A 22,082-nucleotide genomic window follows, 5' to 3' on the forward strand; every position below is an offset into this window, starting at 1 on the left:
TAGGACGTGTATCGTTAATGCACTGTATTACAGATACTTATAACAGACCGATGTTTATTTAGCCAATATCTTAGACATGAACAGGCCTAATCCTGCTCGTCGGTTTCATCCTCTGCCATCAAGGGGTTGCGTAAGTCTTCGGGTAAATGGGCGCCGATATAACGCTGGTACTTTTTCCCCTTGAGTTTATGGGTATCGACCAAGACTAAGCCATCGACACAGTCGCCGAAATCGGCATCGATCCCGAAGGCGAGAAACTTCACTCCATCCTGCTTGCACAGCTCGCCATACTGCTTGTATAGGGTTGGCACAGCGGCGCCCATACTCGCCAGCATTTGTTTGAGTTGCTTAAAGTGGCTTGGGTAATCCTCACCCGAATAGAGTTCATCCAACTGCAACTTGCGCTGCTTTGACAGCCCAAAGGGCGACATGGACACCGCCAGCTGCTCCGTGGGCGCAAACTCCTTAGAGTAGAAATGCACTAACATCTCCCGCGCGCTGCCAGGCAGTTGATTACTGATGGAAACAGGGCCAAACAGGTAGCGGTATTCGGGATGTTTGGCGAGGAAGGCACCAATGCCAAACCAGAGGTAGTCGAGACTGCGTTTGCCCCAATATTTGGGCTGCACAAAGCTGCGGCCAAGTTCTAAGCCTTGTTTGACGAAGGGCATAAAGCCGTCGGCATATTGGAACAGGGATTGGCTGTAGAGGGCGTTGTCGCCGTAGCGATTTAGCACTTGCTCGCCGCTGGCGAAACGATAGGCGCCGACAATTTCAAACTGCTCTTTATCCCACAACACCAGATGTTGGTAGTAGGAATCGTATTTATCGATATCGCGGCGCTTGCCCGTGCCTTCACCGACGGCGCGAAAGGCGATTTCCCGCAGGCGACCAATTTCGCGCATGATGGGGTTGCTGTCTTGATGCTGATACAAATAAATCAGCTTGTTATCTTGGGTTTCGCCGAGGAGTTCACATTGTTGCAGCGCGGCTTGCAGGTCTCGGCGCGACTCAGGGTGAGCGATGGCGCTTTGGGTGATAAACAGCGGGTCTTTATCTTTACCGATGCGATACAGATGATTCTTCAGCAGTTTTATCTTGGTCTTTAGCGGAAAATCCATCGAGCGCACGGCTTCATTCGGGATAAGCTCGCCGATGCGAATAGGCATATTGCGCTTAGCCTGTTTAAACATCTCCTTGACCAGTAGCAATGTGGCTAAGGGTTTGTAAATCATCGAGGCGCCGTAAAAGGTAGCCGAGTTTTTGGCATCCAAAAAGATTGGTAGCAGCGGCGCATTACAGGAAATCGCCATCTTTAAAAATCCTGAGTGCCACTGGGTATCGCGCACGCCATTGGGACGCAGGCGAGAGACTTCCCCCGATGGGAAAATCAGCACCGCGCCTTCATTGCGCAGATGCTGGTGGATTTTTTCGAGGTGCTGTTTCGGCGTGCCGCCCGTCATATTGCGCACTGGCAGCAGGATAGAATGCAAAGGCTCAAGCGCCATCAGGAGCTCATTGGCCACAACCTTGATATCGGGGCGAATTTCGCTGACCAGTTTAATCAGGGCGAGGGCATCGAGGGAGCCAATCGGATGATTGGCGAAGATCACCACGCGGCCTTCACAGGGAATATTTTCGACCTCGTTGGCGGGCACGGTAAAACTAAAATCGAAGCTGGCGAGCACTTGCTCGACAAAATCGACCCCTTGCAGATAGGCAAACTGATTGGCGATGTCGTTACATTGTTTTTCATTCAACAGGTAACGCAGCATGGCCTTAGTCGGCTTGGCTAACCAAGGTTTGTCCTTGAGGGCGGGCAGGTTTTGCTCCACCACATTATCGACGGTAAAGATCATCGAACAGGCTCTTAAGGCGGGCAGTGGCATGGCTGCGTCCTGCGTTAATGCGTTGGCGCTTAATGACTCGGTATTTGGGGTATGAGGAGTTAATTGATTCATAATTAGGCGACATCCCTTGGTTGGGTTTCTGCTTGTTTGGGGCTGTGTGTGGCCGTTTGTGGAATAGGTTTTGGGGCGTTAACAGGCGCTTTAGGCGGCGTTTGCGCCAGCACAATACTGCTCAGAATATCGAGGTTTAAGCTTTGCTCGTTCCAGCGGCAGAGCTGTAGTTCGCCGTTTAAGGTTTCGGTGATCAGGCTGCAGTTTTCGACCCAGTCGCCATCATTGGCATAGATTATCTGGCGCTTATCCGGCGTGCTGTATTGGTTATCTCGAGGGTGAATCGATAGCTCTGGCTGGTGGATATGGCCGCAGATGACGCCATCCACATCATAGTGCTGGGCATAATTCACCACGGCTTGGCGGAAACGGGCGATAGCCGTCTGCGCCTTGCCAACGCGGGATTTGATATAGCTGGCGAGAGACCAGTACGGGTAGCCTAAACGCTCACGCAGGCGATGGAGATTGCGGTTGAGGAACAGCAATAAGTCGTAGAGATGATCGCCCAAGATGGCGTAGAAGCGCCCAACGCAAACATCGGCATCGAACTGATCGCCATGCAGCATTAACAGTTTGTGGCCGCCAATACCTTGATGAATATGTTGGCGGGCAATTTTGATATTCAGCAGCGTCAGTTCGGCATAGGGCTTGATTAACTCATCGTGGTTACCCGGCAGATACATCACCTGAGTGCCGTTTTGTGCCAGTTCAATCAGCTTTTGCAATACCTTATTGTGGCTCTCGGGCCAGTGCAGGCGGCGTTTGAGCGCCCATAAATCCACAATATCGCCGACCAAATACAAGTGCTGGCAACGCACGGTATTTAACAGGTTTAACAGGTAGTCGGCTTTGCAATCCTTACAACCTAGATGTATATCCGATAACCAGAGGGCGTTGACTGTGATGGTTTGGTTATTTGCTGCGTTGGCAATATGTGGGGTTGAGAAGGAAGTAGTGTTAACACTGGATGGAGCATTGTCGGAGGAGTTGGAAGGAGTGTTACGGGAAGAGTTGCGGGGAGTCTTGAGTGCGTCGATAAGCGTGCGATCAAGTCCCCTGTAATTAGCTCCAGTCATCTCATATTCACCCTATGCGGCTGTTGACTGCCTTAGAGATTAGTGACGGGCTTTGACTGAATGATGAAGCTTAAGTGACATGCAGATGACAACAAGGTGGATTAGTCGGGTGTTAACCCGTCACCTCTCTATTTAACTAGAAGTATCCCTATAGGTTCGACGGCGGCATCTGCTGCCAGCTGTCACAGTTGCAACAATGGCAATCTTAACGACCATTGAACTGTTCATTGGCTAAAAGCTTTTTGCCCCAATACGAGATAAGTTTGTCGTCAGGTGTGCAGGATAAATTGTCATTGTTTCCCCAGTGACACGCCGTGAATATGTCCCTATAGGCTCGATGGCGGCATCCATGCCGCCAACGGTCACAGTTGCAACAATGACAATCTTTACGACCATTGAACTGTTCATCTGGCTAAAAGATATTGCCCCAAAGCGTGTTTCGGTGTTGTTCAATGACAGGTATCGAACAATGCTTGTTGACCAAGTTTTTGTAATGCCAAAATGGGGAGTTACGTCACTTAATTGGAGTGTGGGATTAGTAGCAACTATTTTTCAGGAGCGCTTGTTACCCCCGAATAAAATTTCGTCAAAACTTTTCAAATTTTCAAAATATCAATGATCGCTCGTAACGCTGGTGAGACATTACGATGAGGATAATAAAGGAATGAACCATCCATCCGTAGGCTGTAACGTTGTAATGTTCGTATAAGCGACCCCTGTTCTATGTCTTCGGTTACCAATTCCACAGGGACATATGCCAATCCTAACCCCAGCCTCGCTGCTTTTGCTTCCATGTAGCTGTCAGCAAAAACCCATTGACCTTGGGGCTTGTGGGTCACCGCATTACCATTTTCATTAAGTTCCCAAGCATAGATGTTTCCACCACCAAGTTGATAAGCGATGCAGGGGTGCATGGCCAAATCCGCAGGGGTTTGTGGAAAACCGTAACGGCGAAAATGCTCAGGCGTGCCGACTACAGCCATTTCCATGTCGGGAGTGATCCGCACTGCAACCATACCACTTCCCACTTCAGGGCCTAAACGCACCCCCGCGTCAAATCTTTCGGCAATAATATCAACAAACCGATTTTCACTGATTAGTTCAATCCTGATATCAGGATAACGTTGTTTAATTATTGCTAACTTCGGGAGCAGAACTTTATCAATTGCGTGCTGACTGGCATTGATACGTACTGTTCCGAACGGAGTATTACGATAGTCGGCTAGTGTTGCGAGTCCAGTATCTAAAGCCTTAAATCCGGACTGCACTGTTTGATAGAGTTGTTCACCTGCTTGCGTGAGAGATAATTTTCGCGTGGTGCGAACCAAGAGTTGCAAACCTAGTCGTTGTTCAAGCTCTCTGAGTGAACGGCTGATACCAGATTGAGCCATCCCAAGCCTTTTCGCTGCTGCGGTAAAGCTACCTTCCTGTACCACTGCCATAAACAGAAATAGCTCATTGTAGTTTTCCCTTTTAGCCATCGTTTTCGCCTTTTACTCCACCGATAGGTAAATCATATTCATAACAAAATAACATTAATCATAGCAAAAAATACCCTCTAATCATCGCGTTTTTTGCTAAGTATAATGGTCCCACTTGTTTAAAAGTTCAGCAATCTTGTCCATATGCAAGCTGCTCCAATGACGTTTTAAGGAAGATATTTATGGAAACTTTCACCAAAAAACTGACTACTGCTATACCAGCCATTCTGCTAACCGCAACATTAAGTGGAGTATCTATTATGAGTAATGCTGCAACAATCAATCCGAATGTACCTGTTTCGATGGTCGAAAACTGGGATAAAACATTTGCCCAGAACGATAAAGTCGAACACAGAAAGGTGAGTTTCACGAATCGCTATGGGATCACTTTAGTAGGCGATCTCTACATGCCAAAAGGGCGTAATGTTCAAAAACTCGCGGCGATTGCTATTAGTGGTCCATTTGGCGCAGTTAAGGAACAGTCCAGTGGGCTATATGCACAAACGTTGGCTGAAGCAGGATTCGTGACATTAGCGTTTGATCCATCATACACGGGTGAAAGTGGTGGAGCACCACGTAATCTTGCTTCGCCAGATATCAACACCGAGGATTTCAGTGCCGCTGTAGATTTTTTAGGGGTGCAAAATGAAGTGGACCGCCAACGTATTGGCTTGCTAGGTATTTGTGGCTGGGGCGGTATGGCACTAAACGACGCAGCGATGGATACTCGTGTTAAGGCCGTGGCTACCAGTGTGATGTATGACATGAGCCGAGCAATGGGCCATGGTGTGGGTGATGGCAAAGACCGCTATACAACTGCCGACCGCAGAGCAGTATTACAGTATTTGAACGCGCAACGCTGGAGAGATGTAGAGAACGGTACTTTCGCGCCGGGTGGACATGATCTCTATGTCGACGAAAACGCTAATGTATTTGCGTCAGATCGCATATTGCCAGAAACCTTGCCAGCAGATCCACATCCAGTATTGAAAGAGTTTTTTGATTATTATCGAGTGCCACGTGGTTTTCATGAGCGTTCAGTGAACTCCACTGGCGCTTGGAATGCGACGATGCCGCTTTCATTTATGAACATGCCTTTGCTGAGTTATGCAAACGAAATCACCATTCCTACGCTAATTGTGACTGGTGAAAATGCCCACTCTCGCTATTTCGCAGAGGATGCTTTCGACGCTGTCGGTAGCAAAGAAAAAGAACTCGTCGTTGTGCCAGGGGCTAACCATGTCGATTTATACGATAACGTTGCAGGCAAAATTCCATTTATAAAGTTCGAACAGTTTTTCAAAAACAACTTGAAATAAGTTTCAGCTTCAACATTTAGATAAAAGTCACCTCTCATAAGGAGGTGATTTTTATATCTGTCTTATTCGGCGTGATGTGACTCGAAGCGTGCCTGAGAAGTTTACATCATATCAACTTTACTGCTCGCTAAACCATGAGTTGCGTCCTCGTACGGTCCGGCGCACATTCAGAGAAAATAAACATGTCTGCACTGAGTTTTAATAAGTCTCGCCATATGACCGATGCACACTGGAGTGGCGTGTTTTCTATGACACTCTGCATTTTTGTGCTTATTGCATCAGAGTTTTTGCCCGTCAGTCTGCTTACGCCGATTGCCGCAGATTTGAACGTCACCGAAGGATTGGCTGGCCAAGGGATCACTATTTCTGGTGTTTTTGCTGTTTTGACCAGTCTGACCATATCCAATATTGCAGGAGAACTTAATCGAAAATATCTTTTGCTTGGTTTGACCATTCTGATGGCCATTTCAGGAATCGTTGTGGCGATGTCTTCGAGTTATCCCGTTTATATGTTAGGTCGCGCCATGATTGGAATAGTGATTGGTGGATTTTGGTCAATGTCGGCGGCAACCGCGATTAGGCTAGTGCCTCCAAGTATGGTTCCACGTGCACTGGCAATATTTAATGGTGGTAATGCACTGGCAACGGTTATCGCCGCACCAATTGGTAGTTATTTAGGGACAACTATTGGCTGGCGTGGTGCCTTTTGGAGTCTGGTGCCAATTGCGATTGTCGTTTTTATCTGGCAACACTTTAGTCTGCCGGATATGAAAAACGAGATTAACCGGAATGAGCGAGTCTCTGTTTTTGCTCTGTTCAAGTTTTCTGTAGTATCAACAGGTATGCTGGCCTGCGGGTTATTCTTTATGGGACAGTTTGCGTTATTTACGTATATACGCCCATTTCTGGAGAACGTCACAAGGGTAAATACTACTGAGCTCTCTTTAATCTTGTTTGCAATTGGTGCAGCTGGATTTACCGGAACGGTGATAGTTTCTAAATTTCTGAATGCGAGATTTTATCAGACTTTGGTACTGCTACCATTACTTATGGCAGCTATTGCTAGTGCATTGCTTTTGTTTAGCGGTAGCATTTTGACTGTTGCCGCTCTTTTAAGTTTGTGGGGGCTACTCGCAACAGCAGCACCAACAGGATGGTGGACATGGATTTCACGGACGTTGCCGGATGATGCGGAGGCTGGCGGAGGGCTTATGGTGGCAGTAATTCAGCTTTCGATAGCCATTGGTTCTACAATAGGTGGGATCATGTTTGATAGTCTTGGATGGCAAAGTGCTTTCGTCATGAGTGCAATATTGCTTTTAGGTGCGGTAACAATGACGGTGGTCACTTCTCGGCAATCTCGACGAGCAAGCTAGACTTAAAGTTATATTGGAATCAGTTGCCCCATTCCGCGCCACAGCGCTAAGACAGGTTACTTGTTATCATGAGCCAATTGGCCAAGTTTTAGTAATGATACAAAGTGTCCACTATTGCTGGATCAGATCAAGTTACATATCTGCTTTAAAACAAACAGGCTATACCGATGTTAAACGGGTGAGTCATGGCGATTAGCGAGACGACCGTCCGCCCCACGGACGGGGCGGTCGAGCATCCAAGGATGGACTTGCTGCGTGTCGGTGAGAGAATGCCATGGCTCACCCAAAGCCAGCACTTAAAGAATTAAACGGCCAAGCTTTATCCTTCAGCAGTAGTATTCAGAAATTCTAAATGACTTTCTGTAAAACTGAGTTATATGGTAACGAGTGGAGTTTGTACGACTAACCCACACTCAACGAAGTAATCAAAACTGCTTGTTTGTGTATGAGTTCGTTAATGAATGCATATATAAGTGATACAAAAAAGGGGAGTCAGTGAATCTGACTCCCCTTGATATTTAAGGTGATGTTGCGCTTAGAACAGCAGGTGAGCCACGCCGGCAATCACTGGCAGAGTTACTAAGGTACGCAGTACGAACACGACGAATAGCTCAACAAAATTCACTGGGATCTTACTGCCAATCAGCAGTGCGCCCACTTCGCTCATGTAAATCAGCTGGGTTACGGATAAGGCGGTAATCACAAAGCGGGTCATATCCGATTCGATAGAGCTGGCTAAAATCGACGGAATGAACATATCGGCAAAGCCCACAACTATGGTTTTAGAGGCTTCGGTGGCTTCTGGGATATGCAGCAGTTCCAGTAACGGAATAAACGGCATACCTAAGTAATTGAAGATAGGCGTATGCTCAGCGATGATAAGCGCCGTGGTACCAATGGCCATTACCACTGGGATAATGCCAAATACCATATCGATAACGTTTTTAACGCCTTCATTTAAAACGGCTTTCACACCACCAGCACTGGCAGCTTTCTCGAGTGCTTTATCAAAGCCCCAAGAGAGTGCGCCGTGTCCAGCGGGGATCATCTCATCATCGGGTTGACGTGGCGTATCGTCGATATAGTTATCTTTTTTCCACGAGAGTGGTGGTAGCTTAGGCACAATTACGGCCGCCGCAAAACCCGCTAAACATACGGTCAGGTAGAAGGGGACAAACATTTGTTCCAACTTCACCTGAGAGATCACTACTAAGCTGAAGGTAATTGACACCGCTGAGAAGGTGGTACCGATAACCGCGGCTTCCCTTTGGGTGTAAAAACGCGCTTCGTATTGCTTACTGGTCAGCAAAATCCCAACACTACCATCACCTAACCAAGAGGCCATACAGTCGATGGCGCTGCGACCTGGCAGGTTAAACACGGGGCGCATTACCTTGGTCAGCAGGGTGCCAAATAGCTCTAATAGACCGAAGTTTAACAGCAGTGGCAGTAACATACCGGCGAAGATAAACACCGAGAAGAGTACGGGTAACAGGTCGTTCAGTACTAAGGCGCCAGTGCTTGAAGAGTTAATGGCTTCGGGGCCAATGCCAAAGTAGGTCAGCACGATAAAGACGGCGCCGACGACGCGCGTCGCAAGCCAGAGCGGGCTGATGTTGAGTAAACCATTGAGAAAGTGATTGTTCAGCACAAACTTAGGTTTGAGTAACTTAGTCAACACAGAGGCCAAGGCCATGGCGACAACAATCACAGTCACGATTAAGGTTAATACATCGCTTAACACGCTTTGCAGTGCTTTAGAGATGATTGCGATGGGAATAGTAATCGCATCGTTGTAGCTGATAGGGGTCATAAACAGCAGCAGACCGATCAGCGAAGGGACGATAAAGGTGAGTATCGTCTTAATGTTGCGGTTTTTATGTTCAGTAGCCAATGGTGTACACCTTAAAAGTACGAGTCGCACAAATAAACTTGAACAAATTGCCCCTCAAAGCCGCATGTTAGGCGGATGTTAGGTGCATTTTCATTCAACTCAAAATCGAGAAGGGGGAAGATTACTCGCTTAGCGGCGCTATGTAAAACGATTCGGAAATTTGTTTGAGATAAGCAGCAAAATAGCATAGTTATTTGGGCCGTTTCTGCATGCTTATCTTGGCGGGCGCTTAACGTAATCTAGATGTTTTTATAACTAAATCATGCAATTAAACATTGTTGTTGCAGCGGATTTATCGAGTTGTTTTATTCTTGGTGTTGTTAGCGGCGATGGGGGGATTTTGTACAAAATTTTCCCTTAGATTCTTCGAATATTCCGCTTTTGCGGTTTATTTATCCGTTAATGGCAATGGTGTTCTGGTCGCTCACCATACAATGTGAAGCAGTTAACGCGAATTGTAACCGCGACGTTATCGCCGATAATAATCTCAGTGTTGCTGAATGTGTTGTGCATTTTTATGCGGTTTTGAGTCGGTATTTGCATATTTTAAATTGAATATTGACTAATGGCGGGCGCTGCGCGCGAGTGACTAAATAAGCGTAAATAGTGGTGAAATAAAATATTTCTCCTAAAGAGGATGAACGCCGCTTTAATTCTTTTCAATTCCATGTAAGTTAGTACTACTTTTGTTTAGCTAAATTATCCATGACTGTTACAAAAATGAATGTCGCGACAAGAGGTTTTTCGCTCGCCACTAAGTTTGGTTTTATTGGTATTTTTGGATTATTGCTCGGGATAGGCGTGGCGGTGTTAGGCTTCGATCAGACCGAGACTCGAGCCTTCAACTTTTTGAATCATACCTTGAGTGAATTGGGGACCTATGGGCATTCCGCTCTTGCTGTGGTGCTCAATGGCGGCTTGTTTTTTGGCAGTTTAAGCATTGTGTTTTATTGCCTTTCATCCTTGCAAACCGTAAGTGGTTTTTGGGGCTATCCTTTTTACTGCGCGCTGGCGCTGACGTTTTTAGCCTTGGCCTGCGTGGGATTGTTTCCGGTCAATGTGTATCACCTGCATATCCTCGCCCTGAAATGGTTTTTCTACTTCGGCAGTTCGAGTGCCATCTGTTATCTGCTGTGGGCTGGCCTTAATTCACAAAGGCGACAACCTTGGACGCTATTGTTAGCGCTGGTGGTATTGCTGAGCATGATGACCTTTCTCTACGCCCCCCTATTAGAGCTGGGCTTAACCGAGGGGGACAGGCCTTTCTATCAAGAAATGGTGTTGCAATTGCCTAGGCCCGATTTATGGTGGCCAGCATTGCTGGAGTGGATTGCGCTTGGGAGTTTATTCAGTTGGACGGCGGCGCTACTGCTCACCACACAATCACTCACTCAGGAGCCAGCTCCCGAGTGAGTGATTAAGCTGATAGCCCATAAAGATATCAGCTTAAGGATTTCAGTCCCGCCTCGCCAAACCAATAACCGTTACAGTGCTCATCGCTGCGAGGAAACTGAGCATCCGTTGCCCCAGTCTTTAACGCCTCGACCAGCGCATCGGCCTTACTGATACAGGCTAAGCTGCTGGGTGAAACCCGAAATACATCGACGCCCATCTCTATCATTTCATTGAGTTCGCTGCGCAAATCGACACAGTTGGCCGACTGGGTTTGGATGCCGTTCAACCTGAGCAAGGGCTGCGCCTCTTGCGTCTGCGCCAGTAAGCCCTTGCTGTATTGGCGGCAAACGGTTTCGCAGCTGTCCTTCGACAAGTGTTGATGCCTAGCGGTAAAGCATCGCGCCGAGTGGGCGAGTGGCAAGTAGCCATGACCGAGCACTTCGACTTCGAATGCGGGCTTGTTCTCTATCACTTGGCTAAGCCAAGTCTTCGACAGTTCTACTGGCATCACAAAGCGCTGCATGCCGAAACGCTGCAAAATATCTAAACTGGCTCGGTTGTAGTTGTTGATGCTGGCGCCGCAGACAAAGGGCAGCTTGTGCTCCTTGGCGAGATACACGGCCGCCATGTCGTTGGCCTCAATGCTAAATTCGCCATTGTCGACTTGACGTTTCAGCTCTGTGTATTCAGAGGGCGCTTCGATAAGGGCGAGCGTTGACAGCATCACCTCTTTACCCGCAGATTTAAGCATTTTCGCCAGTTCGAGATAGTCGCCAAACTTGAGTTCGCGTCGACGGCTACAAACGGCTTCACCCACATAAACTAACGGGATCTGACTAGTGGCCACCTGCTGGTAAAAGTCGATGACCTGCTGTTTTTCCCAGCAATAGAGCAGTGGGCCGAGGGAAATTTTCATAATCGTTTCTTCTTCGTGGTTATCGCTAGGGCTATTGCCAGTCACGCTCGTAGGCGCCTAAGGTGGTAATTTGTCCTTCGGAGACTTTCGCGAGGGCTTGCTCCCAATGGGCCTGCGTCTGGAATTTATCTGGATGATTAAGATAAGTATCAATCGCTTGACGCCAAACTTTAGTCACTTGCTCTACATAGGCAGGGCTGCGCTGCCGCCCCTCAATCTTAAGTGACACTATGCCCGCCTTGGCAAGCTCTGGCAGCAAACTAAGGGTATTTAAGCTGGTGGGGGACTCGAGCAGATATTGCGGTTTATCATCGTCTTGGGTGAGATAACGGCCCTTACAGACGACTGGGTAGCCCATTTGCTCATCGAGCCCTGACTTATCAATTAAGACCTCGTTGAGGCGGGTCAGCCTGTCTTGGCCCTGTTCCTGCCAGCGCACATGTTTCGCCGGAGAGCAAGAGCCGCCCGTGTTTGGCGATTGGCCAGTAACATAGGAGGATAAGTGGCAGCGGCCTTCGGCCATGATGCACAGACTACCAAAGGCAAAGACCTCTAAATCGACTGGGCTGACCTTAGCTAAATCGCGCACTTGTTTCATCGACAGCACTCTGGGTAACACCACCCGCGCGATATTAAAAGCCTCTTTATAAAAGCTCAGTGCGCCCAAGTTGGTGGCGCTGGCCTGTACCGATAAATGCAGCGGAATATGTGGATATTGTCTGTGGGCATAGTCGAGCAGTGACAGATCGGCGACGATTAAGGCATCGACGCCAATGCTGGCCGCCAAGTCGATAGCTTGATACCAGCGGTGTTCCTCATTCGGCTTAGGAAAGGTATTTAAGGTGAGGAAGATTTTCTTGCCCCGCTGATGGGTCAGCTCGGCGGCTTCCTGTAATTTTGTGGGGGTGAAGTTTAAGCCCGCGAATGAACGTGCATTGGTATCATCCTTTAACCCAAGGTAGACAGCATCGGCTCCGGCCTGCAGCGCTGACTTTAGCGAGGCTAGGTTTCCTGCTGGACACAACAACTCCATAATGGTGCTCCCGATAAAATAACAGGGGCAGAGTGTAGGGAAGATTGATTGGCGGTGAATTGATTTAAAACAGGTTTAAGATCATAAAATCTCGGTAAACTGGGAGATATAGTGTTTTTTATCCTTAGGTAACTGATTATGTCCGCTGTTTTTTCAGCAAACCTCGCAAAACAACTGCTTGAACTCACCCCAAAGCTGATCCGCTTGCCACTCTCCAAAGTGCCCTTTAGCCTCAAGGCCAAGGTGCTTAGCCAACTCCTAACGCAGCTGCTGGCGCCGCAGGCCGAAGACGGCGAGTTAGCATTCTTGGCGGGTAAGTGGGTTGCGATTCGAGTCGAAGATTTAAATCTGTTTTTTGAAGTGAGTTTCGATGGTCGCTGGCAGGTGCGTGAGCTGACCGATGCCCAGGTCAGCTTTAGTGCCAATTCCGCCGAGCTATTATTGGTCGCTGCGGCAAAAGAAGACCCTGATACGCTGTTTTTCCAACGTAAACTGAGCATCGAAGGCGATACCGAGCTAGGGCTTGAAGTGAAAAATCTGCTGCTGAGTATCGAATTTGCCAGCCTGCCGACACCCATTCGATTAAGCATTGAAAAGCTGGCCGACGCCATTGTGCGTTTGCAGCTTGAGGCAAAACCGACGGTGATTTTGGCTAAATCCCCAAGTTTGAGTTAATGCGAACTTGGCTGTAACCAACCGATAAATAAAAGCCCCGCTGACATTGTGGGGCTTTTATTTAGCTTGGACGGGCGATGCTCACTCAAATTTTTTGCGTGAGTATGGCGAATTTTACCAACAGCTCGTCGTGGGACTCGACGCGGTTTGGGTCGGGGTCAATACAGTCAATCGGACAGACGGAGACGCAGGTCGGCTTATCGTAATGGCCTACGCATTCGGTGCAGCGGTCTGGGTCGATTTCATAGATTTCTTCCCCCATGGTGATGGCCTGATTCGGACATTCAGGTTCACACATGTCGCAATTGATGCAGCTGTCGTCGATCAGTAATGCCATGCCTTAGCCTGCTTCGTGTGGGTTGCGGGTATCCTGACCTTGGGGCAGGTTACGCAGTAAAATGCCGTGGTTCAGATCAACCTCTTTCGGCACGGGCAAGTAAACGGTATGGCCCGAACCTAATCCCGCCTCAACCGATTCGGCTTTGCGGTTCTCGAGTTGTTCGATGGTGAGGCTGATATTGCCCTGTGGCGTCATTAATTCAACGCTATCGCCGACAGAGAATTTGTTCTTCACTTCGATTTCGGCAAGGCCAGCCAGATTACGTTTACCGGTTAATTCACCCACAAATTGTTGGGTGTCGCTGACCGAGTAGCCATAGTCGTAGTTTTGATATTCATCATGTACGTGGCGACGTAAGAAACCTTCGGTGTAGCCGCGGTGCGCTAAGCCTTCGAGTTGGTTCATCAAGCTGCGATCGAAGCTCTTGCCTGAGGCGGCATCGTCGATGGCCTGACGGTATAGCTGGGCGGTACGGGCCACATAGTAGAACGACTTAGTACGGCCTTCGATCTTCAGCGAGTCGATGCCCATTTTTGCCAAACGCTCAACGTGTTGGATTGCGCGCAGATCCTTAGAGTTCATGATATAAGTGCCATGCTCATCTTCAAACGCTGGCATATATTCGCCGGGACGATTGGCTTCTTGCAGCAGGAAGATTTGGTCGGTCGCAGGACCCGCGCCTAAGGTCGGCGTTTCGATTTGCACCGCATTGGGGGTGGCAATGATATCGCCCGAGTCAGTTTGCTGCGCTTCGTGCACATCGTATTTCCAGCGGCAGGCGTTAGTGCAAGTACCTTGGTTTGGATCGCGCTTATTGATATAACCCGACAGCAAACAACGACCCGAGTAGGCCATACACAGGGCGCCGTGAACAAATACTTCTAACTCGATATCGGGGCAACGCTGACGGATTTCTTCGATTTCATCTAAGGACAATTCACGGGATAAAATCACCCGTTTAATGCCTTGGGTCTGCCAGAATTTGACCGATGCCCAGTTAATGGCGTTGGCTTGCACCGATAAATGCACCACCTGTTCAGGGAAGGCCTCACGCACCATCATGATAAGGCCTGGGTCTGACATGATCAGCGCATCGGGCTTCATCGCCACCACAGGCTCCATATCTTTGATATAGGTTTTGAGCTTAGCGTTGTGGGGAGCAATGTTACTCACCACATAAAGCTTTTTACCCAGCGCATGGGCTTCTTCGATACCTGTGGCGAGGTTTTCCATTTTAAAGTCGTTATTACGAACCCTTAGGCTGTATCTCGGCTGGCCGGCATACACGGCATCTGCACCATAGGCAAAAGCGTAACGCATGTTTTTCAGCGTCCCAGCGGGAGATAACAACTCAGGTTTAAACATAATGACTCTCGAATTGGTTGGTAGATAGAGGCGCAGTGCGCGGGGGCGGCATTTTACACAATCAAAGTAGGGTTATGCAAATCACCTCGTCTAAGATTAGGTATAGTTCGCATTTTACGAATATACCTAGAAGCCTTATGATGGCGCAGGTTCTTACCTCGGGGTTTATAGTTTGTTTATGCTATCTAACCGGATTTATTTTGATGGTTTTTAGTCGACTATGGCTTAAGCGTTAAAGCAATAAGTTGGCGCGCTTTAGATGAAATTGATAACAGTGTCATACAAATAATTAACGTCTGTTGCTTTTTTCTGCCCATCAAATGATAGCCAACTGATATACTCCAACTATTGAAGATTTATGTTTGCAGATTGATGGGAGCGAAGATGTCTACTGAACATCTACTGTTAGTCGGATTACTCAAAAAATTAAAAGATGATGCCTTAGTGTTGCCAACCCTGCCCGAAGTGGCCATGCGAGTGCAGGAAGTGGTGAGTCGCTCCGATGCGAGCCTAAAGCAAGTGGGTGAAGTGATAGGTCAAGACGCCGCAATCTCGGCGCGTATCATTAAAGTGGCCAACAGTGCCTTATATAGTCGTGGTATTCCCGCCGAGAGTATTAGTAGTGCCGTGTCTCGAATTGGCCTCATCCAAATAAAGAGTATTGCGACCTCTGTTGCCATGGAGCAGCTATTTATTTCCACCAATGAAATGGTGTGGGAAGTGATGGATGAAGTGTGGCGCACTTCTATCGATGTGACAGCCGCGGCCTGCGCTATGTTGCAGATGTACAATAAGCGTCGTCCCGGTCAGCTCAATTTAGATACGCTGACATTGGCGGGATTAGTCCATAATATCGGTGCGTTACCAGTTTTGACCGAAGCCGAAGCCCATCCTGAGTTATTCACCAGTATTGATCAATTGCGCTCCTTAGTTCGTAAAATGCAGGGCCCACTGGGGCGCGCGGTATTGAAGAGTTGGGATTTTGCGCCAGAGGTGATGGAAGTGGTTGAGCGTTGGGCGGATTTACCTTATCTGCCAGACCATGTGACCTACTTAGACTTTATCCGTGCCGCTGCTTTCTACACTGGTGAGCTCCGTGCCGGTGCCGATTTCGAGCAACGGATGGACGTCTTTGTTGGTCGTGGATTACCCGTCTCGGCAAATGATTTAGCTAGTGATGAATTTATGGATAAATTCCATTCAATCAAAGAAAGTTACCAGTAGTCGTCAGGCCTAGAGGGAACCCCTGCAGCCCGATTTAGGGGCGGTGGGTTAATAAGCTTACGTGGTAAGATTGAGGCCTGAATATGATTATTTTGGGGTTTATCGGTTTAGCACTGGTTATCGTCTTGATAGCCGTGCTGTATATATTACTCGCTAGATACCAAGCGCTGCGATTACAGCAGCGATTTTTGGCGCAATTATGCCCGCAGCTCGATCAACAAAAGATTGAACGCCGTCCCCTCAATATTCCCATTGTGCCGCAGGAGTTTGCGCCGCTTTACCATTCCTTAAACGAGATGCTCGCGGCGCTGCCCGCTGGCATGGGCAAGGACAAACTCACAGGGCTAAATAATCGTGTTGGGCTTAAACGTTCACTCACCGCATTAATGCCCATCACCCAAGGCACGTTAGTGCTTATCGATATTTATCGCTTTCGCTATGTGAATGATCTCTTTGGCTTTGTGTTTGGCGATATTCTGCTTAAACAATTTGCCGACCGCCTAACTAGCTTAAGCCTTAAACCTAAGTTGATAGCGCGCTTAAACGGTGATGAGTTTTTCCTCTATTACGAGCAAAGTCTGTCCGAGGAGCAACTGCTGCATTTACGCGGCCGATTACAGGTGCCCTTTAAGATTAAAGATACCCCCGTCAGTGTGCGGATGCAGATTGGTTGCCTGCAACTTGCTAAGCACCATGCCGATGTTAGCAATATGCTCAGAAGGCTAGATCTTGCCCTTAAAAAAGCCCATGCGACTCGCAGTGCCATCGCCTGTTATAGCGAGAATGATGATATCCGCCAATTGAGGGAGCTTAAGATTATCGACAGTCTCCCAAGTGGCTTACAGCGGAATCATCTGTATATGGTGTATCAGCCTAAGCAGGATATTCACACGGGCGCTTGTACTCAGGTAGAGGCTTTGATCCGTTGGGAGCATGAAGAATTAGGCTTTATTTCACCGGGTGAGTTTATCCCGCTGGCAGAATATGCGGGGATGATCGATTTAGTCAGCCATTGGGCGCTAGAGCAAGTGTTGCAGCAGCAAGTTAAATGGCGCACGGCGGGCGTATCTGTGTGCGTGGCGCTTAATCTTTCGACCCGAGATCTCGACAGTGAAACCTTGCCTCAGGATATTGCCGCTCGCCTCGAGCATTATAAATTACCGCCAGAATGTTTGATGATTGAAATCACCGAAAGTACTCTGATGGCCGATTTAAATAAGGCCGTGGATACCCTAGAGAAAATCCGCCATTTAGGGATTAAATTGGCAATCGATGATTTTGGTACTGGCCATTCATCGCTGGCGTATTTAAAGCATTTACCCGCCAATGAAGTCAAAATCGATAAAGCCTTTCTTCGGGATCTTGAGCCGAATAAACCTTCGGAATATATTCTTGAGGCCAGTATTAATATCGCCAAAAAACTCGGCTATGAAGTGACGGTCGAAGGCGTAGAAACTCTCGACGTCCATGATATGTTGGTGAACATGGGCGTCGATCGTATTCAAGGGATGGTTTATGCCAAGCCCATGCGGGCGGCAGAGCTTGAAATGAACTGGAATCATCTGCGGCCAACGCCAGAGATGCTCTGCGTTAATGGCTCACATCCCTAGACTTATCTTTACATCCCTTGGCTTAATTGGGCAATTAGGTCGGCGGGCATGGGCGCGAGTTGCCGCGCCTGATTCATACACACCATTTCAATGGTGGCGGTGACCGCAGGTTTTTTACCATTTTGGCGCCAAATTTCCTGATGCCAGACGGTACGATATTTACTCTCAAAGTAGAACTTAGTGCGGATATCGATGATATCGGCAAACTCCACTCCTTCGTGGCACAACATGTCGCTGCGATATACCGCAAAACCCAATTGCAGCTGTTGCCAGAGGTCGCGTAAGCGCTCGGCGCCAATCACATGTTCACGGGCGCGCTCGAAGTATTTCAAAAAGTTCGGGTGATACACCACGCCAGAAAAATCCGTATCTTCATAATAAATTTGCACAGGGAAAGAATAACTTGGGCTAAATTGTGGCATGGCGTTTTCGAGATGAAGTATTTGGATTGAGCGCAGTCTAGCGGTTTATCGGGCTAAACAAAACCCAAGATGTGGGTAAATCCGCTGGTTAGGGTTGAGATGTTCAAGGTGACACAAGTAAAAAGCCATATCCGCCGAAACGGATATGGCTTTTTTGTAGGGTAATCGGTGGCTTAAGCGAGTATCGCTTAGCGAATGATCATCTGATCGCGTTCAGGTCCTACAGACACCATGCTCACGCGCACGCCCATCAGAGCTTCGATGCGCTCAACATAATGTTGTGCTGCCTTTGGCAGGCTTTCGAAGGTGCGACAGCCAGTGATGTCTTCGCTCCAGCTTTCCATTTGCTCATACACTGGGCTTAATGCCGCAGTCTGTGGCCAAATAGGGTTTTCAGTATGCTCGCCTTCGTAAGCTACACAAATCTTAAGATCTTTCATGCCAGTCAGGCAGTCAATCTTGGTCAGGGCGATTTCAGTCGCGGCTTGCAGTTCAACACCGTTACGCGTTGCAACCGCATCGAAGTAACCCATATCACGTGGACGACCTGTGGTTGCGCCGAACTCGTTGGCGTTTTTACGGAAATCATCCTGCTCTTCCATCGCAGTGACTAAGGTGCCAGTACCGACAGATGAGCTGAAGGCTTTAGCTACGGCAATCACACGCTCTGGACGCAGAGCCGGTAAACCACTACCGAGACCTGCGAAAGCCGCCGTCACGTTAGAAGAGGTAGTGTAAGGATACTCGCCGTAAATCAAGTCACGACCCGCACCTAATTGCGCTTCAAATAACAAGTTAGCATCTTGTTTTTGTAAGGCTTTTAATGGCTCAGTGACGTTGCAAATAAATGGACGCCATGGCGCAGTCACATCCAATAACCATTGGGTCATTTCGGCGGCCGTTTGGCTAAAGTCACAGCTTGGGTACAGTGCTTTTAACTGGGGCAGTTTCCAGTCGAGCATAAATTGAATGCGTTCTTGTAGCACTTCGGGTTGGTTTAACCAGCCAACCAGAATACCTTTCTTCATCACGCGGTCGCCGTAGGCTGGGGCAATCCCTTGACGGGTTGAACCATAGGCCAGATCGCCTAAACGTTGTTCTTCTAAGGTATCTTCCAGTGCATGGATAGGTAAGCACAGGGTCGCACGGTCAGAAATGCACAGTTTAACTTCAATGCCTGCCGCTTCGACTTCGGCGATTTCAACACTGAGTTTTTCAGGGCTGATCACCATGCCTGGGCCAAGTACTGCGACGCAGTTTGGATTGAAAATACCGCTAGGTAATTGGTGTAATTTAAAGGTGCCAAAGTCGTTGACGACCGTATGGCCCGCGTTGTTACCGCCTTGAAAGCGGACACTCGCTGCAGCATCAGCGGCTAAATAATCTACGATGCGGCCTTTGCCTTCATCACCCCAATTTGCACCAACAACTACGATAGACGGCATAACATCATCTCCACAGGAATTAAGCGGTTATGCTAGACCTGCTTAATGAATAAGAGAAATTAATTATAGTTATCGTCGTGATAAGGAAATCATATATCATAGTATGAGCTGAATTGATGGATGGAGATGAATGCGATGCTTGAACTTCATTGGTTAAAGACCTTCGTGACCTTGGCCGAGTGTAAGCACTTCGGTAAGGCGGCTGCTGCGCTGCATATGACCCAGCCCAATGTCAGTTTGCATATCAAGCAATTGGAGCAGAACACTCGAGTTAAGCTGATTGAGCGCAATCCGTTTAGGCTAACTCAGGCGGGGTTTCGTTTGCTCGAGAGCAGCCAGAAGACCTTGATGGAACTGCAAGTGTGTCAGGCGGATCTCAATGCCATCAACGATCTCAGTCAAGGCACCTTGACTATTGCGGCCAGCGATATTATTTCGCGTTTGCTGCTCATTCAGCCATTTCAGCTATTTAAAGCGGAATTTCCTGGGATTGATTTTTCCCTGCTGAATACGACGTCGTCTCAAGCTTCGGAATTGGTCACTAATGCCGAGGCGGATTTAGGCTTTGTGATCGCGCAAAAGGAGAGTCAGCCGCTGCATTTTACCGAGTTACAGCAAATCAAATGGTGTGCCCTTGGGGATAATTTAGAGTTGTGGCAGCAGAGTAAAGGAAGTGACGATATGCCACTGGCGGAGCGGCCGACGTTGATCCTGCTCGGCCATGATACCCGTACCCGTGAGTTGCTCGATCCCGCATTGCCCTCATTAAATCTACCAAGGTATAGGATCATGGAAGTCGGCAGTGTGGACGCACAAATCGACTGGGCCGAGGCGGGTTTTGGGGTGGCGATAGTGCCTGAGTTTTCGATTTACACTAAGAAGCACTTAAAGAGTAAAGTCACGCCATTGCCACAGTTTCCGAGCACCAGTTTGGGTTATATCGTGCGGCAGAATCAGATCCTATCGAAAGCAATTAAGCAGCTGCTGCATTGGGTGAATCAAGAGATTATCCGTACCCAAGGCAGCTAATAGCAGGTTGAAAGGTTACTTAGCGCTAACGAGCTGTTGGTACTGGCCATTGGCTTTTAATTGGGTTAAGCCCTGATCTAGCTCTTTAGCGAGTTGCGCAGCTTTGGGGTTTTCCTTCGAAAAAGCCAGATAAATCTCGCTGCTGTGGTTATTAAAGGCGGAGATAACATCATCACTGACGCCCATCTTTTGCAGGTTTTCTTGAGCGACTAAGTCGAACATCACCGCCGCATCGATTCGGCCAATCATCAGTAAATTAATCAGTTGCTGTTGGTTGGCGACGGTGACAACATTTAACTGGCGCTTTTTCACTAGCTCGGGAAACTCATCGCCGTATTCATAGCTTTTTATCACGCCTATCACAGTACCTTTCGGCAGTTCCCATTTATTAGCGGCGATGAGCGGGCGTTGTTTACGTTGATAAAAAGACGCTTTCGCCACAAACAGCGGGGTGTTGCCAAACACAAAACGTTGCTCGGTACTCGCCTCGCGGGTGACGTTAAAGACCCCATCAACGGCGCCTTTCTCGGCCATCATCAAGGCGCGGCTATAGGGCACGACTAGGCTGTTGACTTCCACTTGAGATTGCTTGAATGCTGCCGCGATCAGGCGATGGGAAATCCCTTGGCCAAACTGATTAGCAAAGGGCGGCCAGCTGTCTTCTGCGGCTAAAGTAATGCTTTGGGATGAGGACTGTACTGGCAGGTTTTGGCTTTCTTGGGCGAACGATAGGTTATTACCGACAGAGGCGATTTGCAGAAATGTGGCGAATAATAACGTCAGCGGGAGCTTCACGACTCGCTGAAATTCATTCCTTGTTGGGCTGCAAACACGCATCATATTTCCGTATCATCCTATTCCTAATGGAAATTTATACCACAAGAGCGAATTACGAACCTAATCATTTTGCGATTTGTGATACGGCTTGTGTTGTCTATGACGAAACTCTTTGTGCCATAAAACTGTGATCTTAGGTTGTGACTTTCGGTTTTTTAATTATTAGAATAATCTGATTGAAAAAAAACTAATGGAGTTCGTCATGGCTGAAAAAGTAGTAGAAGTCACCACACATATGGGAAGCGGTTGGAAGGTTACGGCGCAGGTGCGAGAGCATTTGCTGGTCATCGACCAACCCAGTGCCAGTAATGAGGGAGCTAACCCTTTAGAAACGTTCTTATTTTCGCTTGGTGGCTGTATTTCGGCGATTGCCAAGATGGTTGCGCGTGAACGTAATATCACGATTCGCCAGTTTGATGTGCATGTGAGGGCCGTGATGAATTCGGCGGGATTATTAGGTCAGCCCTCGGACGACCCTGTAGGCTTTAAGGAAATAGCCATCAACGCCAGCATAGACGCTGACTTAACAGACGCAGAAAAGAACGAGTTTTTAGATACAGTGTGTAACCGTTGCCCCGTCCACGACAATCTGCTGCGTCCAAGTTTAGTCACCCACCAAGTTCAGCATTAATCGTAATATTCATCTCGATTCTCATCTGAATTTTAGGGCGGCTTAAAAGCATA

The 22,082-nt window shown here is 48.1% G+C and carries 19 protein-coding genes; 8 read left to right on the forward strand and 11 right to left on the reverse strand.

What is annotated here, in order from left to right:
- Positions 1–86: 86 nt before the first annotated feature.
- From olsF to K0H60_RS05640, 3 genes are all read right to left on the reverse strand, one after another.
- Entirely contained in the window at positions 87–1,859 is a 1,773-nt protein-coding gene (gene olsF / locus K0H60_RS05630) for a bifunctional ornithine lipid synthase OlsF (protein ID WP_491573772.1), read from the reverse strand.
- Positions 1,860–1,963: 104 nt separating this feature from the next.
- Positions 1,964–3,037, reverse strand: a complete 1,074-nt coding sequence (locus K0H60_RS05635; protein ID WP_220057531.1) for a UDP-2,3-diacylglucosamine diphosphatase — start codon at positions 3,035–3,037, stop codon at positions 1,964–1,966.
- 596 nt (positions 3,038–3,633) lie between these two features.
- Complete coding sequence (locus tag K0H60_RS05640) at positions 3,634–4,518, reverse strand: LysR family transcriptional regulator (RefSeq protein ID WP_220057532.1); 885 nt, start codon at positions 4,516–4,518, stop codon at positions 3,634–3,636.
- A 182-nt stretch (positions 4,519–4,700) separates the two neighbouring features.
- Here K0H60_RS05640 and K0H60_RS05645 point away from each other — a divergent pair, with 182 nt between their 5' ends.
- Both K0H60_RS05645 and K0H60_RS05650 read left to right on the forward strand, forming a co-directional pair.
- Positions 4,701–5,837, forward strand: a complete 1,137-nt coding sequence (locus tag K0H60_RS05645) for an alpha/beta hydrolase (RefSeq protein ID WP_220057533.1) — start codon at positions 4,701–4,703, stop codon at positions 5,835–5,837.
- A 182-nt stretch (positions 5,838–6,019) separates the two neighbouring features.
- Complete coding sequence (locus tag K0H60_RS05650; RefSeq protein WP_220057534.1) at positions 6,020–7,213, forward strand: MFS transporter; 1,194 nt, start codon at positions 6,020–6,022, stop codon at positions 7,211–7,213.
- Between the two features lie 535 nt (positions 7,214–7,748).
- On the opposite strand, the gene K0H60_RS05655 is transcribed toward K0H60_RS05650, so the two are convergent.
- Positions 7,749–9,107 carry a YjiH family protein gene (locus tag K0H60_RS05655; protein ID WP_220057535.1) on the reverse strand — a complete coding sequence of 453 codons (1,359 nt, stop codon included), beginning with the start codon at positions 9,105–9,107 and terminating at the stop codon, positions 7,749–7,751.
- A 705-nt stretch (positions 9,108–9,812) separates the two neighbouring features.
- On the opposite strand from K0H60_RS05655, the gene K0H60_RS05660 reads away from it, so the two are divergent.
- Complete coding sequence (locus tag K0H60_RS05660; protein ID WP_220057536.1) at positions 9,813–10,520, forward strand: hypothetical protein; 708 nt, start codon at positions 9,813–9,815, stop codon at positions 10,518–10,520.
- A gap of 28 nt (positions 10,521–10,548) precedes the next feature.
- On the opposite strand, the gene K0H60_RS05665 is transcribed toward K0H60_RS05660, so the two are convergent.
- Positions 10,549–11,418 (reverse strand): U32 family peptidase, encoded by an 870-nt coding sequence (locus tag K0H60_RS05665; RefSeq protein ID WP_220057537.1) that lies wholly within the window; start codon positions 11,416–11,418, stop codon positions 10,549–10,551.
- Between the two features lie 31 nt (positions 11,419–11,449).
- The gene (gene ubiU / locus K0H60_RS05670; RefSeq protein ID WP_220057538.1) at positions 11,450–12,451 is read right to left on the reverse strand and encodes a ubiquinone anaerobic biosynthesis protein UbiU; all 1,002 of its coding nucleotides are present in this window, start codon (positions 12,449–12,451) and stop codon (positions 11,450–11,452) included.
- Positions 12,452–12,589: 138 nt separating this feature from the next.
- On the opposite strand from ubiU, the gene ubiT reads away from it, so the two are divergent.
- Complete coding sequence (gene ubiT / locus K0H60_RS05675) at positions 12,590–13,126, forward strand: ubiquinone anaerobic biosynthesis accessory factor UbiT (RefSeq protein ID WP_220057539.1); 537 nt, start codon at positions 12,590–12,592, stop codon at positions 13,124–13,126.
- Positions 13,127–13,211: 85 nt separating this feature from the next.
- Here ubiT and K0H60_RS05680 read toward each other — a convergent pair whose 3' ends face one another.
- Both K0H60_RS05680 and trhP read right to left on the reverse strand, forming a co-directional pair.
- Positions 13,212–13,463, reverse strand: coding sequence for a YfhL family 4Fe-4S dicluster ferredoxin (locus tag K0H60_RS05680; RefSeq protein ID WP_011621854.1), 252 nt, complete (start codon positions 13,461–13,463; stop codon positions 13,212–13,214).
- A 3-nt stretch (positions 13,464–13,466) separates the two neighbouring features.
- Positions 13,467–14,831: a prephenate-dependent tRNA uridine(34) hydroxylase TrhP gene (trhP, locus tag K0H60_RS05685; protein ID WP_023266720.1), complete on the reverse strand. Its 1,365-nt coding sequence runs from the start codon at positions 14,829–14,831 to the stop codon at positions 13,467–13,469.
- Between the two features lie 384 nt (positions 14,832–15,215).
- Here trhP and K0H60_RS05690 point away from each other — a divergent pair, with 384 nt between their 5' ends.
- Together K0H60_RS05690 and K0H60_RS05695 are read left to right on the forward strand one after the other, a co-directional pair.
- On the forward strand, positions 15,216–16,055 hold the full coding sequence (locus K0H60_RS05690) for an HDOD domain-containing protein (protein WP_088210850.1): 840 nt from the start codon (positions 15,216–15,218) through the stop codon (positions 16,053–16,055).
- Between the two features lie 83 nt (positions 16,056–16,138).
- Positions 16,139–17,665 (forward strand): putative bifunctional diguanylate cyclase/phosphodiesterase, encoded by a 1,527-nt coding sequence (locus tag K0H60_RS05695; RefSeq protein ID WP_220057540.1) that lies wholly within the window; start codon positions 16,139–16,141, stop codon positions 17,663–17,665.
- Between the two features lie 8 nt (positions 17,666–17,673).
- Here K0H60_RS05695 and K0H60_RS05700 read toward each other — a convergent pair whose 3' ends face one another.
- Both K0H60_RS05700 and K0H60_RS05705 read right to left on the reverse strand, forming a co-directional pair.
- A complete protein-coding gene (locus tag K0H60_RS05700; RefSeq protein WP_220057541.1) occupies positions 17,674–18,087 on the reverse strand; it encodes a thioesterase family protein in 414 nt (137 codons plus the stop codon).
- Between the two features lie 188 nt (positions 18,088–18,275).
- Positions 18,276–19,532 carry an adenylosuccinate synthase gene (locus K0H60_RS05705; protein ID WP_011716179.1) on the reverse strand — a complete coding sequence of 419 codons (1,257 nt, stop codon included), beginning with the start codon at positions 19,530–19,532 and terminating at the stop codon, positions 18,276–18,278.
- A gap of 135 nt (positions 19,533–19,667) precedes the next feature.
- Between K0H60_RS05705 and K0H60_RS05710 the strand changes: the two genes are divergently transcribed.
- Positions 19,668–20,561: a LysR family transcriptional regulator gene (locus tag K0H60_RS05710; RefSeq protein WP_220057542.1), complete on the forward strand. Its 894-nt coding sequence runs from the start codon at positions 19,668–19,670 to the stop codon at positions 20,559–20,561.
- Between the two features lie 15 nt (positions 20,562–20,576).
- Here the strand turns inward: K0H60_RS05710 and K0H60_RS05715 are convergent, their stop codons facing one another.
- A complete protein-coding gene (locus tag K0H60_RS05715; RefSeq protein ID WP_220058116.1) occupies positions 20,577–21,398 on the reverse strand; it encodes a substrate-binding periplasmic protein in 822 nt (273 codons plus the stop codon).
- A gap of 202 nt (positions 21,399–21,600) precedes the next feature.
- Between K0H60_RS05715 and K0H60_RS05720 the strand changes: the two genes are divergently transcribed.
- Entirely contained in the window at positions 21,601–22,029 is a 429-nt protein-coding gene (locus K0H60_RS05720; protein WP_220057543.1) for an OsmC family protein, read from the forward strand.
- The last annotated feature ends 53 nt before the right edge of the window (positions 22,030–22,082 follow it).

The organism is Shewanella mangrovisoli (assembly GCF_019457635.1).
In the GTDB taxonomy this organism is placed as follows: domain Bacteria; phylum Pseudomonadota; class Gammaproteobacteria; order Enterobacterales; family Shewanellaceae; genus Shewanella; species Shewanella mangrovisoli.